Source organism: Streptomyces lusitanus, assembly GCF_042647945.1.
Taxonomy (GTDB): Bacteria; Actinomycetota; Actinomycetes; order Streptomycetales; family Streptomycetaceae; genus Streptomyces; species Streptomyces pseudogriseolus.
This window is the reverse complement of the sequence record NZ_JBHRWL010000025.1, coordinates 6,089-18,735: the sequence shown is the minus strand read 5'-3', so window position 1 is coordinate 18,735 and position 12,647 is coordinate 6,089. Positions and strand designations below refer to the sequence as shown.

The following is a 12,647-nucleotide window of genomic DNA, read 5'->3' as shown; positions in this document are numbered from 1 at the left end:
CGCCTTGACCACGTCCGGGCCGGTGATGAACATCTGCGAGGTGTCGCGGACCATGAACACGAAGTCGGTCAGGGCGGGGCTGTAGGCCGCACCGCCCGCACACGGGCCGAGCATCACGCTGATCTGCGGGATCACACCCGAGGCCTTGGTGTTGCGCTGGAAGATCCCCCCGTAGCCGGCGAGCGCGGACACACCCTCCTGGATACGGGCGCCGGCGCCGTCGTTCAACGACACCAGCGGCGCACCGGCCGCGATGGCCATGTCCATGATCTTGTGGATCTTCGTGGCGTGCGCCTCGCCCAGCGCACCGCCGAAGATCCGGAAGTCGTGGGCGTAGACGAAGACCGTCCGCCCCTCCACCGTCCCCCAGCCGGTGATCACACCGTCCGAGTACGGCTTCTTCTCCTCCAGACCGAAACCGGTCGCCCGGTGCCGGCGCAACTGCTCGACCTCACGGAAGGACCCCGGGTCCACCAGCAGCTCGATACGCTCCCGCGCCGTCAGCTTGCCCTTGGCGTGCTGCGCCTGGGTCGCCTTCTCGCTCGGGCCGGCCAGAGCCTGCGCACGAATCCCGTGCAGTTCGGCCACCCGCCCCCGGGCGTTCGACGGTTCGGTCGCCGTTCGGGGAATGTCATTGAGGACGGTCACCATGCCTCCTTCCCTCATGAGCGCGGCCGAACTGCTCCCAGATTAATAAACCGCGCGCGCGGTTTACAAGGCTCAAGAGGGGCGCGCACATGAATCAGCCCTGGAAAATGCGCCTTTCCGGCCCACGGGCCGAAGCTCTGGACCCTGCGGGGTCCCGTTCGTCTCGGGTGGACGACATCACTCCGCGGACGCCCTAGCGCCAGGAGTGCGGGGAGCGCCACCGCGCATCCGCGCGCTCGGGACAGCGCCACGACGGGGCGCCGTCGGCGGGCGGAGCCTTCAGGCGGGACGCGGCCGTGCGGCCGGCCGCCAGCACCGAGCACAGAACGACGGCCACCGCGGCCAGTTCGTCGTCGTCCGCCTGTCCGCGCTCCACCCGTAGCTCGACGGGGATGACGTCCGCTGCGCCCATGTCCGCTCCTCTCGGTTGTGATCACCCTGTGGCACGGCGCTACAGAGCCGCTCGAACGCCGCTTGAGAGACGCCGGGGCGGACGGTTTCAGCGACTTGATCCGGCATCGCGGGCGTGAGCTGGACGAACGGAGCGGCGCGGACGGGCTCCGCCCCGCCGTACGCCCGGTCAGGAGCCGACGCCGCGCTCGAACATGTGCGGAGGCTTCTCTTCCTCTGGAGCAAAAACCGGTTGGCCCTTATTTTTCTTCTCTCCGCACGGCTCATCTCCGATCGCGTCCAGGGGGAGCGATGACCGCGAGCACGTTCCAGGTGGAAGGTCCGTCGATCACAAAGACAACGGTCCAGGCCGCTCAGTCACCCTTCCGGGCAGTCACCCTGCTGCCCGGCCACTTGACCAGCCACCTGACCACGACGGTTCCCAGGGAGCTGGTGCACCGCGCAGCCGTCGCCGAGGTCATGCTCACCGGCTGGCAGCGCCTGGACGACATCCGCTTCACGCTGTCCGCGCAGTGGCCGCGGGGACACAGCTTCTTCACCCCGGTGAACGAAACGCACCACGACCCGCTGATCGCAGCTGAAACGATCCGCCAGGTCGGTTCCCTGCTCTCTCACGCCGAGTTCGGCGTCCCCTTCGGCCACCAGTTCCTCATGGAGAAGCTCGCTCTCACGGTCCACCCCGACGCGCTGCGCACCGGCCACGCACCGGCCGCGCTGGACATCGACGTGATCTGTACGGACGTCAAGCGACGCGGTCACCGGCTGACCGGCATGTGCTACGAGACCACGGTGCGGCGTGAGGGCCGGCTCACCGCGTCGGGACGCATCTCCTTCACCGTCATCACCCCGGCCGTGTACCGGCGGCTGCGTCCGCCGCGCGTGCTCGAGGCCGGCTTCCGTCCCCTGCCGCTGACGGCCCCGGTGGCCCCGGAGACCGTGGGACGCTTCTCGCCCACCGATGTGGTCCTCTCCCCCACCGGCGAACCGGACCGCTGGCTCCTGCGCGCGGACACCCGCCACCCCATCCTCTTCGACCACCAGGTCGACCACGTCCCCGGCATGGCCCTCCTCGAGGCCGCCCGGCAGGCGGCGACCGCGAAACTCGGCAGACCCGCGCTCCTCCCGCAAGTCCTCGACTGCGAGTTCGAGAAGTACGTGGAGCTGGACGTCCCCTGCCTGATCGACGCCGTGCGCCTGCCCGAGGCCGCGCCCGGCGCCCCGGAGACGATCCTCGTCACGGGCCTGCAGGACGGACAGCCCGCCTTCCGCGCGACCCTGACGGCAGCGTCCGACTGACCGGCCGCCCAGGGCGGCACGGCCGGCCGGACCGACTCCGGGCGGCCGGGAAGGCCCAGCGGCTACAGGCGCTCCAGGCGTCGAGGTGCTCCGGGGGGCCGGAGGCCCCGGAGCACCCGTGCCGGCCGACCGCCGACGCGGATGCCGTCCGTGGAGCGGGCGCCGCACACGTCACCCGTCGCGCCCTCGACCGTCCGGCAGGGGGCGCCGTGTTCCGGGGCAAGGAGCGCGCCGGGGGCCGAGCCGGAGAGAACTGCCCGCAGGGCTGCCGATGAAGTCCCGTACGACGGCCGCGGGATGACGCAGCGTATCCCGCAGGCCGGCCACCTCCCCTCCTTCGGAGATGTCCGGCACGGGCGTCGGGGTCAGCCGCGACCGGTCCGCCGAGGCCACCAGGTCGGCGCGCTCGTACAGGGGCTGGTCATGAAACGGCGTCAGCCCGGGCACGTCCCACCGAAGGGCCCGGGCGACGTCGATCCGCGCGCCGACCGGCCTAGCGCGGTACCGCTCCGAACGCCGCGAGGTGATCCTCGGCCCATGTTCCGAAGGGCCGGGCCGGGCGGCCGGTCAGGCGGTGGACGGTGTCCGTCACACCCGCCTTCGCCCCCGCCCGCTGCCGTTCCGCCGCCGTCAGCAACGCCTCGACGACCGCCGCGGGATGGCGCGCGCCCAGCAGGACGCGCGCCCGCTGCGGGGACAACTCCTCGAACCGCAAGGGACGGCCCAGCAGTCGGCCGAGCCGGGCCGTCTGCTCGACCGCGCTGAGCGGCTCCGGCCCGGTCAGGGTGTAGGTCTGCCCCTCGTGGCCGTCCTCGGTCAGCGCGCACACCGCCGCGGCCGCGACATCCCGCGGATCGACGCACGCGTTGGGCGACGTGCCGCACAGGGCGCGTACGACCCCTTCGGAGGCGATGGACGCCGCCCAGGACAGGGTGTTGGACATGAAGGCGCGCGGACGCAGCAGCGTCCACCCGATGCCGCTGCCGAGGAGCAGCCGCTCGTTGGTGCGCTGCCAGCGGGTGATGAGGTCGTGCGCTCCTTCGTCCTCGACAGCGGCCGCGGAGACCTTGACCAGATGCCGTACGCCCGCCGACCGCGCGGCGCGCAGGAAGCACGCGTCGTCGTCACCACCCACCCGGCTGGTGAGCAGGAACGCCCGGCTCACTCCCCGCAGGGCGCGGTCGAGCGACCGGGGGTCGCCGTAGTCGCCGGCCACGATCTCGGCCTTGTGGGCCGCGTCGTCCAGACGCGAGGGGTCCCGGGCCAGGACCCGCAACGGAAGGCCGGCGGGCAGTCCTTCGAGCACCTCCCGCCCCAGGGTTCCGGTGGCGCCTGTCACGAGAATCACCGATGTCCTCCTCCATGGGCGAGGCACCGGAGAGTGTGCCGCCGGGCGTGAAGTCTTGAGGCGGTGCACACCACCGGTTGTAAGATACAAACTGGGCGGTTTTTTTGAGGGAGCCGGCCCGGCGTCCCCACCGGTCGATGTGATCTTCGAGAAGCAGGAGGACCACCACGTGGTGAAACAGGATCGGGCGATCCGCACGCGCAGGACCATCCTCCAGGCGGCGGCGAAGGTCTTCGAGGAGCGCGGCTACCAGGCCGCGACCATCGCCGAGATACTGAGCACCGCCGGAGTGACCAAGGGCGCCCTGTACTTCCACTTCGGTTCGAAGGAGCACCTGGCCAAGGGGGTGCTGAACGAGCAGGACCAGCAGCTCGTGGTCCCCGACCGCGAGCACAAGCTGCAGGAGCTGGCGGACGCGGTGCTGCTGCACGCCTACCGCCTGCAGTCCGACCCGATGGTGCGCGCGGGAGTACGGCTGAGCATGGACCAGCATGCGGAGGGCCTGGACCGCAGCGGGCCCTTCGTGCGCTGGAGCGGCGTCTGCCGGGAGCTGCTGGAGAAGGCGCAGGCCCAGAACGAGCTGCTGCCCCACATCGTGCCCTCGGTGACCGCCGACGTCGTGGTGAGCACCTTCGCGGGCGTGCAGTCCATGTCCCAGGTCGTCAGCGACTACCGGGACCTGCGGCCCAGGACGTCCGAGCTGTTGCGTCATCTGTTCCCCGGCATCGGCGTGCCCTCCCTGGTGGCCCTGCTGGACCTTTCCGAGTCACGCGGCAAAGAGGTCTACGAGGAGATCCTGCGCCTGCAGGACAAGCAGCCCGCGGCCGCCGTCAGCTGAGCGTCCCCGCGCCCGCCATGGCCGGCTGCTGCACGGGCCGGCCCGGGCAGGCGCCGAAGTACGACTCGAGCGCGTCCTGAAGGCGTTCCCCGCCCGGCGCGGCGGCCCAGGCGACGTATCCGTCCGGCCTCAGCAGCAGCGCCTCGCACGTGATCTGGGGGGTGGGCTCGGCACGGACCGTGTCCACCACCTGCGACCAGTGCTGGACCTGGGACAGGTGGCTGCCGTCCGCCTCGCCGAAGACGAGGAGCAGCGGTCTGCCGGCCCGCAGCAGCTCGACCACGTCACGCCGGCCCTCGGCGGTCCGCAGGGACACGTTCTGCAGAAACCTTCCCTCCCAGGGGGAGGACTGCTGGGCACGCCGGGGAAGGACCACGTCCTGACCACTGATCAGGTCGCTGAGGTGCCGGCTCACGCGGTCGGCCGCCACCACTCCGGCGAACAGGGCCTGCAGGGCCTCGGTGTCGGGCCCCCAGCGCATCAGGGCCAGCTGCGCCCGCGTGTTGTCGATCACGCGGGCGGCGGCCGGCCGTCGCTCCGCGTCATAGGTGTCGAGCAGGCCGTCCGGCGCCGGACCCCGCACCGCGTACGCCAGCTTCCAGCCCAGATTGAGGGCGTCCTGCAGGCCGGTGCTCAGGCCCTGGGCGCCGACCGGGAAGTGCATGTGCGCCGCGTCGCCCGCCAGGAACACCTTCCCGAAGCGGTAGGAGCAGGCGAGCTGGGCGAAGTCGCTGAACCGGCTGAGCCAGCGCGGCTCCCGGAAGGCGATCTCCTTCCCGGTGATCCGGGCGAGCTCGTCGCGCAGCTCCGCCGCGGTGGGCTCCAGGCTCCGGTCGGGGTGGGCGCCGGAGCAGTCGAGGGTCTTGATGTGCGTGCCGGCGCCCGGCGTGTGCCGTACGACGATCCAGCCGCGCGGGGTGCTGTGCCAGCCCGACGGCAGGTCGTCCGGACGCTCCAGCGTCACCAGGCCGGCCAGCCCGGACGTCGTGGCACCGTAGGTCTGCGTGGGGACCCCCGTCAGGTCCCGGACCGTGCTGCGCCCGCCGTCCGCGCCCACGACGTAGCGGGCGGTGCACTCCACGCGCCCCGAGGGCCCCACCGCGGCGACCCGGACACCGTCCTGGTCCTGGTCGACCTCGGTCACCCGGTGCTCCCGCAGGACCCGTACGCGTGCCGCCCGCGCCCGCCGCTCGAACAGGCGCTCAAGGTCGGCCTGCGGACGTTTCAGGACGGGGCCGGGCTCGGAGGCCGGGGCGCAGATCGACAGGCCGGGCATGCCGGCGAACCGGAACGGGGCCTCCACCTCACCAGCCGCGGCGGTTCTCGGCACCATCTCGCCGAAGTACCCCCGTCTGACGAGCCCTTGCAGCGCCCTGGCGTGCACCACGGAGGCCTTGGGACGCTCCGAGACCGACGCCTGAGCCTCCAGCAGGACCGTGCTCACCCCGCGGTCCCCCAACTCGGCCGCCAGCAGCATGCCGACGGGGCCTCCCCCCACGATCACGACCTGTGCACGCAGACGACTGTTCACCGTAGGACCTCCCCTGACCTCGATGCGCAGTGGCAGGGTTTTGAGGCACGGAGGGTTCGAAGCACCCCCTGATGCACGCCCCTCCCCCTGGTGTGGCGTAGCGAAGCCGACCCGTCTCCCCAGGAGATGCGAGCGGCTGACGCCAAGAAATATACCGAGTGGACGGTTCTTTTCAAGGGCCGTACCTTGACCACTGCACGGCCGTCAGCCCGCCGCCCCCGCTCGGACTGCGGCCGCTTGCCGTCTGTTCACGGTCCTTTCCGAGACGCCCCCGCGTCGGCGCGGTGACCAGCCCGGCAGCCCGCCGACGGTGTGCCACGGTCCACCCGGCGGACTACGGCGCTCCCGACTCGCCGCAGCCGCAACGCCCGGCGGCGACCGTCAGAGCGGCAGCCCGTTCTGCGGCTCCCGGGCCGCACAGGACAGCGGGCCGCCCTCCGACCGCTCCGTCTTGCGCCCCTTGCGCCCTGGCGACAGCGTGCGCGGGTCCACGGCCTCGGCCGGCGCCCCGGTGGCGTACAGGCCCTGCGGATCGGTGTCCCGGTCGTGGGGCAGCAGCCAGAACACCCGGCGGCGGAAGGTGCCCGACGAACGGGACGGCTTGGCCTGCGGCCCGAGCAAGGCGTAGCCGACCATGCGTCCGTCGCGGTGGTAGGCGGGCTTGCCGCGCCGGGTCGGCAGCCGGTCCAGGCTCTGGCGGACGTAGTCGAGGCCGGCGATGTCCTCCAGCCAGATCAGTTCGGCCTCGTGAAGGATCTCGTCCTCTCCGATGAGAGCGCTCATGCCGTCTCCTCGTCGGCGACCAGTCCGATGCCCGGGTAGTACTTCCGCTGGTTGGACAGGATCATCTCCTTGGGCGAAGCCAGTCCCACGACCTCCCGGACCCGCGCGGCGAAGGCGCGGGACGAGACGGCCGGTGCCCCGTCATTCTGGCACCAGGCCTTGTAAGCGGCGTACAGATGGGCCTGTTCGGTCCGCAGCGAGGACTCCAGCCGACACGATTCGCTCAGGAAGCGGCCGGTGTGGTCCTCCGTCTCGGCATAGGCGGTCGTGGCGATCCTGACCTGCTCGGGTCCGGTGAGGTCGCGCTCGCCCCCCAGGTACCGACGGGCGCCCAGCACCAGCCAGTTGAGGATGCCGGGGCCCTCTTCGGTGACGAGGACGTCCGCGAGGTTGTCGATCTTGCGGACGTCGGAGACCACCCGTTCGAACGGGATGAGCCTCATCCGGCGCCAGAACGCGAAGCCGCCCGTGCCGACCTCGGGCCGGTGGTTGCCCAGCAGCCACAGCTTGTGGGTCGGGGCGAAGCTGAAGAAGTCCTGGCGCATCCGGCGGGCCTTGATCCGGTCCCCACCGGTGAGCAGCTTCACCCGGGCCTCGTCGAACCGGTCGCCGTGCTTGACCTCACTGCACACGATGACCCGCCGCCCGTGCAGTTCCGCGAGGTCTGTGGGGTGACCTTCGTAGGGGCGGGCCATCAGGAAGCCCGGCGGAGCCGCGTCGGCGTAGTCCCCCAGCAGCTTCATCAGCACGTCCAGCAGTACCGACTTGCCGTTCTTCCCGGAGCCGAACAGAAAGGGCATCACCTGCCCGCCCACGTCACCGGTGATCGAGTAGCCGAGCAGCAGGTGCAGGAAGCCCACCATCTCCTTGCCCTCCGGCCCGTCCCCGAAGGTGTCGGTGAGGAACTGGTGCCAGCGGGGCGTGGGCATCGGCTCGGGGGCCACGGTGGTGGACCGGGAGTGGAAGTCCGTGTGCGGGTCGGGGGTCCTGACCGCCCCCGTCCGCAGGTCGACGACGCCCGCCGGCGTGCACAACGAGTACGGGTCGGCGTCCATCAGCGCGGCGTTGAGGACCATCCCGGGAGCGGACCTGGCCTGGACGAGCATCGCGGTCATGCCGCTGGTGCTCAGGGCACGTCGGCGGTGCTGCTGCAGGGCCGTCGCGCTGAAGTGGCCGCTCGGGTCCGTCGCGGCCAGGGACTCGGCCAGATCACCGGCGGCCCACATCACGGTGTCGTCCTCGTCCAGCAGCCACCGGGTGCCGTCCCACCGGAACCAGCCGAGTCCGGGGACGTGGCGGTAGTCACCGGCGTAAAGCCTGACGAAGAGCTTGGCGTTGCCGCGATCGCTGAGGGTGTCCGGCAGCAGTCCCTCGGCGGTCATCTCGCCCTGCTCGTCCGCCTCCTCGGAGTTCACGCCGCTGCGGGACCGCCGGCGGGGCTGGGGGTAGAGCAGCTTGGCAGGCAGGGTTTGCGGGTCGAAGAGCGTGTTGCCGTTCCCTGACGTCATGAGCGCCCTTCCGGCTGCCTCAGCGCCCTGGCGGTCAGTCCGGCGCGGCTGACGGCCTTGTGGCGCAGAGGTAACGCGGCCAAGTCACCCGTGCGGGAACCCTCGGCCGGTCCCCCCAGGCCGACTTTCCGGCCACGGGCCCCCTGGCCCACCGCGCGCCGATGGGCGAACCGGTCCCCCAGGGCACACCCGCGTACGACCGCCAGCGACCGTACGCCGAACGCTTCTCCTGGTGCGAATCTCAGACAGTCCCCCAGCTCAGAGGCCATCGCATCCCCCCGTCAGCGACCCAAGCGACTGAACAACGAGGACAGACTAGCGAGCAGACGGTTGGTCAAACGGCCACGCGGCAACAAAAGTTTCCGGCTCCCGGCGGCCCCAGCGACCGAAGCACAGCTGCCCCAGCGACCCAAGCTTTTTCAGTAGCTTCGTCGGTCTCGAAAGAACTCGCAGGTCACAGCCACTACAGGAACGAAAGAGCGACTGAAGCGACTCAAGCCTCCTATCTATGACGCACGCACGCACGCGCGAATGTCTTCATATACCCGGACCTTCAGTCGCTTCAGTCGCTCTTCCTACCCTGGATACCCTCTGACCTGGTACTTCTCATCAGCGACCGGAAGCGACCCGACCCCCGTTCGGTCGCTGGTTCTTGAGTCGCTGTGACAGGTCCGGTGACGTGAGGACAGCGAACATGGTCCTACCGGGCTTCTTGTCGTACTCGCAGCAGCGACTCAAGCCACCTTGCAGCGGTCGTGCAGCACCACCCGTGCGTCGCTGGCTGGTGTTTCCCGGACAAGCGTGGCTGGGCCGGGTGGGTGGCTGAGGTACCTCCGTTCGCCGGCGGTCGGCTGACTCGCCGTGGGGGTTGCCTTTCTGTGGCGCGGGTCAGTGAGGGGGAGTCGTGAGTGAGGGATCCGAAGCATGGACCGTGGGTCGGGCTGCTGCCTCTTTTATAAGAGGCCCCGCCCCGCGCAAGCCTTTGACCTGCGGTTTTGCGAAGGCCATGGTGTCCTGGGGAGCACATTTCGCGACTCGAAATGTTAATGCGGCGGTCACATTTCACCGAAAAACTCAAGCTGTGGTTGATTTTTCGCAGCGCTCGAGGCCGGTTGCGAAGGTGCAGGTCAGGCGGGTGTCGCCCGATGCCGAGGAGATGCCGAACAGTCAACCTCTGGCCATGACCAAGCGCTTAGATGTGTCGTGATGAGGGCACGTTTTATCAACCTGTGCTTGAGTTCCCGGTGTGGGCGGTCGCAGGACTCAAGCTGTACTTGAGTTCTGAGCCACCCCCGCAGTCGAAGCCCCTGCGAGGCCACGCCCGGCGTGCCGTCCCCCCAAAAAACAACCAGAGCTTGATTTTTCGGCTAGTCTCTGGACCGCCTGAGTAATGAAGGAGGTCCTGTGACAGCCGATCCACCAGCACGACGACGGCCCCGAGCCGTCCCTGACGCCGCATCGGGCGACGCGGGCTTCGACGACCTCCTCCAGGTCCTCGGAGAACAACTCGGGGAAGCCACCCAGAACACCGACCCCCGCACCCGCCGCAAGCTCAAGAACGTCACCTTCGAGTACGAGCCCGACCACGCAGCCGTCCACGACATGGCCGGAGACGCCGGCTACAGCCTCGCCTCGAACTGGTTCACCCAGCTCCTGGCCCAGCTCGCCGTCGCCAACTCCATCACCAAGTCGCAGCTGTGCGTGTTCCTCTACGTCGCGGGAGGACAGCAGCGCGGCACCGGCGTCGCCCAGTACACGCAGCAGGAGATCACCGACGGCCTCAACAAGATGGCCGACCAGAAGGGCGGCAAACGCATCACCCGCTCCACGGTCAACCGCGCCATCAAGGCCCTCGTGGGGTACAAGTGGATCGAGCAGCTGGGCAACGGCATGATCCAGCTCAACGTCCGCCTGTGGTTCCACGGCAACAGCAACGCCCAGCACGCCGTCCTGGAGCAGCTCGCCACCCAGCACGACCGGGACCCGGACGCCTTCCCCCACGACATCGGCCCCCACGCCCTCCAGGAAGAACTGGACCTCGACTTCGTCGCCCAGGAGCACCCCGACTACGAAGCGGGGAGGCGCACAGGGTGATACACAAGCAGCAAGCGCTCCGCCCACTGGCACGCAGAAGGGATACCGATGGCTGAGGTCATGTCACCGGTCGTGTCCGAACGTATCTGGGCCCTGCCCGTGTCCGGGGCGACCGTCAAGTTCTTGCAGTACCTGCTCTACCGCAGCGACGTCGGAGGCCACTTGCCGGTCAGGCAGAAGGACATGGCCACCGAGTACCGTGTTACTCCGCAGGCCGTCAGCAACCTCATCGCACCCCTGTGCGAGCTGAACATCGTCCTGCGCCCCACCAACGAGGACGGCAGCCGCGGCAAGGGCAACTCGTACCGCCTGCACCCCTTGGCGGCCAAGTACGCCAGCCCTCAGGACATGGAAGCGGCCTTCCGCACGGCGATCGCCAGGATCAAGGCCGGGGACCTCCCGAACCTGAAACTGCCCGCCTACGCGGCCGTGCCCCCCACTGCGGACGGACGCCCGAACCTCAAGGTCGCCTGACCCGAGGTCTTCCGGCCCGAGGCCGACTGACCGCCTGCGACAAAAACCGAGGCCCCGCCGGAAAACCGGCGGGGCCTCGATGCCTGAGTAGAGGTCGTACCCCCACTATACCCAGCACTCCCCCGGCGCACCGCAGCAGGCATTCAACCACCGGACCGGCGTACGGCCCACGGGGCGGCCCAGGGAGAGGGCCGACGGCCCCTGGCCGGGCTGATCGGGACGACAGACCCTAGCCGACCGCCTGCTTCACCAGCGCCGCGATCTGCTTCTCCACCTCGGGCGTGACCTCGGTCAGGGCGAAGGCCGTCGGCCACATGCTCCCGTCGTCCAGGCGAGCCGCGTCGTTGAAGCCGAGCGTCGCGTAACGCGCCTTGAACTTCGCGGCACTCTGGAAGAAGCAGACGACCTTGCCGCCCAGGGCATAGGCGGGCATGCCGTACCAGAGCTTCGGCGCCAGCTGCGGAGCACTGTCGGTGACGACGGCGTGGACGCGCTCGGCCATGATCCGGTCGTCGTCCTTCATCTCGGCGATCTTCGCCAGGACGTCCCGCTCCGCCTCCGCCGCCTTCTCCGCCGCCGATCCCCGCCGCGCGGCCTTCTTCTGCTCCGCCGCGTGGTCCTTCATCGCGGCCCGTTCCTCGGCCGTGAATCCCTCGTACTCGCTCTTCTTGGTACCGCTCATGGTCACTCCAGCCCGTGGGTCAGAAAGACCGACCCTGCGCTGCGCTCGGTCGAGGCCGGTCCCTGTGCTCAGTACAACATCCGCTCGGCCCCAAGTACTCGAGACTTGCTCGAGGCCCGCTCGTGCAGCACCGGGCGCGCCTTCTCCGGCCGGCCTAGGAGGCGGGCTTGGCGGAATTCCCCTCGCCCCAGTACGTCCGGCCTCCGGACGAGGATCGAGACTCCGAGCTGTCTGCCGGGGGCCACGGTCGGCCCCGCCACTCACACTCCGGGATCGCACCCTCCCAGTCGTCGGTGCACCGGTCGGCAAAGCCCCGGCCCACCATGACCGGCCGGGTCACCACACCACCGCCGGCCTCCTGCACCCGCAGCACAAGGCCGAGCCCGTTCACCCCGGGGTTGCCCCGCGGACCGTACGCCACGTCGAGCACCCCGCGCTCGTCGGCATGCAGGAGGAACCGCTCCAGATCGGCCGGAGCGCAGGCGGCCAACTCCCTCCCCCGCAACGTCACCTGCGGCCCGTGCACCGCATCGACTGCGACGCAGAACAACCGGCCGTCGATGAAGTAGCAGGACACGGCAGGCCGTCCACGCCCCGCGCCGAACTCCACACCCAGGGTTTTCGGGAACCAGGGATCGGCCTGGAACCGACGCAGCTCGCTCATGTCCGGCAACACGGCGGCGACCTCACCGACCCGCAGACCGAACCCCAGGGGCCCGACGCTCTCCAAGGGCGTCAGTTCCCATTCCCACCGCGCCGGCTCCCTCACGACGCCCCGCCGTTCTGCCGTCGCCGTCTCTCCACCCGTCCTCCCCCACGTGCTTGACCCCCGCCGCTCACTATCGCGCCGACGCGGCACCGAGCTCAAGATCCTCCGAGGAACCCCCCGGCTCCCGGCCCGAACGGCACCGCCGCACGGGAGGGAGGTGATTACGCCGTAATCATCTCGGGCACCGGCAGTGGCCGCAGGAACCCGAAGGAACTCGCCGAGCCGGCTACGGCACTCCGCTGGAAGCTCGTGGTGGCGCGGGGGG

At 70.0% G+C, this 12,647-nt stretch carries 12 protein-coding genes; 4 read left to right on the top strand and 8 right to left on the bottom strand.

From position 1 onward, the window contains the following. On the bottom strand, positions 1–648 hold a 648-nt coding region (locus ACFOSY_RS29040; protein ID WP_394312477.1), incomplete at its 3' end, for a carboxyl transferase domain-containing protein. Between the two features lie 193 nt (positions 649–841). Then, on the bottom strand, positions 842–1,060 hold the full coding sequence (locus tag ACFOSY_RS29035) for an acyl-CoA carboxylase subunit epsilon (RefSeq protein WP_394312474.1): 219 nt from the start codon (positions 1,058–1,060) through the stop codon (positions 842–844). 392 nt (positions 1,061–1,452) lie between these two features. On the opposite strand from ACFOSY_RS29035, the gene ACFOSY_RS29030 reads away from it, so the two are divergent. Beyond that, positions 1,453–2,355 carry a ScbA/BarX family gamma-butyrolactone biosynthesis protein gene (locus ACFOSY_RS29030; protein WP_394312470.1) on the top strand — a complete coding sequence of 301 codons (903 nt, stop codon included), beginning with the start codon at positions 1,453–1,455 and terminating at the stop codon, positions 2,353–2,355. A 493-nt stretch (positions 2,356–2,848) separates the two neighbouring features. On the opposite strand, the gene ACFOSY_RS29025 is transcribed toward ACFOSY_RS29030, so the two are convergent. Then, complete coding sequence (locus tag ACFOSY_RS29025) at positions 2,849–3,703, bottom strand: SDR family oxidoreductase (protein ID WP_394312468.1); 855 nt, start codon at positions 3,701–3,703, stop codon at positions 2,849–2,851. 169 nt (positions 3,704–3,872) lie between these two features. On the opposite strand from ACFOSY_RS29025, the gene ACFOSY_RS29020 reads away from it, so the two are divergent. Further along, positions 3,873–4,541 carry a ScbR family autoregulator-binding transcription factor gene (locus ACFOSY_RS29020; RefSeq protein WP_394312466.1) on the top strand — a complete coding sequence of 223 codons (669 nt, stop codon included), beginning with the start codon at positions 3,873–3,875 and terminating at the stop codon, positions 4,539–4,541. Here the strand turns inward: ACFOSY_RS29020 and ACFOSY_RS29015 are convergent. From ACFOSY_RS29015 to ACFOSY_RS29005, 3 genes are all read right to left on the bottom strand, one after another. Beyond that, positions 4,534–6,072 (bottom strand): FAD-dependent monooxygenase, encoded by a 1,539-nt coding sequence (locus ACFOSY_RS29015; protein WP_394312463.1) that lies wholly within the window; start codon positions 6,070–6,072, stop codon positions 4,534–4,536. The genes ACFOSY_RS29020 and ACFOSY_RS29015 overlap by 8 nt on opposite strands. A 381-nt stretch (positions 6,073–6,453) precedes the next feature. Beyond that, positions 6,454–6,855 carry a DUF6009 family protein gene (locus ACFOSY_RS29010; RefSeq protein ID WP_394312460.1) on the bottom strand — a complete coding sequence of 134 codons (402 nt, stop codon included), beginning with the start codon at positions 6,853–6,855 and terminating at the stop codon, positions 6,454–6,456. Continuing rightward, on the bottom strand, positions 6,852–8,363 hold the full coding sequence (locus ACFOSY_RS29005) for a DNA primase family protein (protein ID WP_394312458.1): 1,512 nt from the start codon (positions 8,361–8,363) through the stop codon (positions 6,852–6,854). Before ACFOSY_RS29005 ends, ACFOSY_RS29010 begins: the two co-directional genes overlap by 4 nt. Before the next feature lie 1,404 nt (positions 8,364–9,767). On the opposite strand from ACFOSY_RS29005, the gene ACFOSY_RS29000 reads away from it, so the two are divergent. Both ACFOSY_RS29000 and ACFOSY_RS28995 read left to right on the top strand, forming a co-directional pair. Further along, positions 9,768–10,457: a hypothetical protein gene (locus tag ACFOSY_RS29000; RefSeq protein WP_394312455.1), complete on the top strand. Its 690-nt coding sequence runs from the start codon at positions 9,768–9,770 to the stop codon at positions 10,455–10,457. Between the two features lie 72 nt (positions 10,458–10,529). Further along, on the top strand, positions 10,530–10,931 hold the full coding sequence (locus ACFOSY_RS28995; protein WP_394312451.1) for a hypothetical protein: 402 nt from the start codon (positions 10,530–10,532) through the stop codon (positions 10,929–10,931). A 229-nt stretch (positions 10,932–11,160) separates the two neighbouring features. On the opposite strand, the gene ACFOSY_RS28990 is transcribed toward ACFOSY_RS28995, so the two are convergent. Next, the gene (locus tag ACFOSY_RS28990; protein WP_394312448.1) at positions 11,161–11,613 is read right to left on the bottom strand and encodes an iron chaperone; all 453 of its coding nucleotides are present in this window, start codon (positions 11,611–11,613) and stop codon (positions 11,161–11,163) included. Positions 11,614–11,767: 154 nt separating this feature from the next. Further along, complete coding sequence (locus ACFOSY_RS28985) at positions 11,768–12,277, bottom strand: hypothetical protein (protein WP_394312447.1); 510 nt, start codon at positions 12,275–12,277, stop codon at positions 11,768–11,770. Between the last annotated feature and the right edge of the window lie 370 nt (positions 12,278–12,647).

Excerpts from the sequence above, each read along its gene's own strand:
- ACFOSY_RS29035 (WP_394312474.1), bottom strand. The coding sequence starts at position 1,060 with ATGGGCGCAGCGGACGTCATCCCCGTCGAGCTACGGGTGGAGCGCGGA.
- ACFOSY_RS29005 (WP_394312458.1), bottom strand. The coding sequence starts at position 8,363 with ATGACGTCAGGGAACGGCAACACGCTCTTCGACCCGCAAACCCTGCCT.
- ACFOSY_RS29010 (WP_394312460.1), bottom strand. The coding sequence starts at position 6,855 with ATGAGCGCTCTCATCGGAGAGGACGAGATCCTTCACGAGGCCGAACTG.
- ACFOSY_RS28990 (WP_394312448.1), bottom strand. The coding sequence starts at position 11,613 with ATGAGCGGTACCAAGAAGAGCGAGTACGAGGGATTCACGGCCGAGGAA.
- ACFOSY_RS28985 (WP_394312447.1), bottom strand. The coding sequence starts at position 12,277 with ATGAGCGAGCTGCGTCGGTTCCAGGCCGATCCCTGGTTCCCGAAAACC.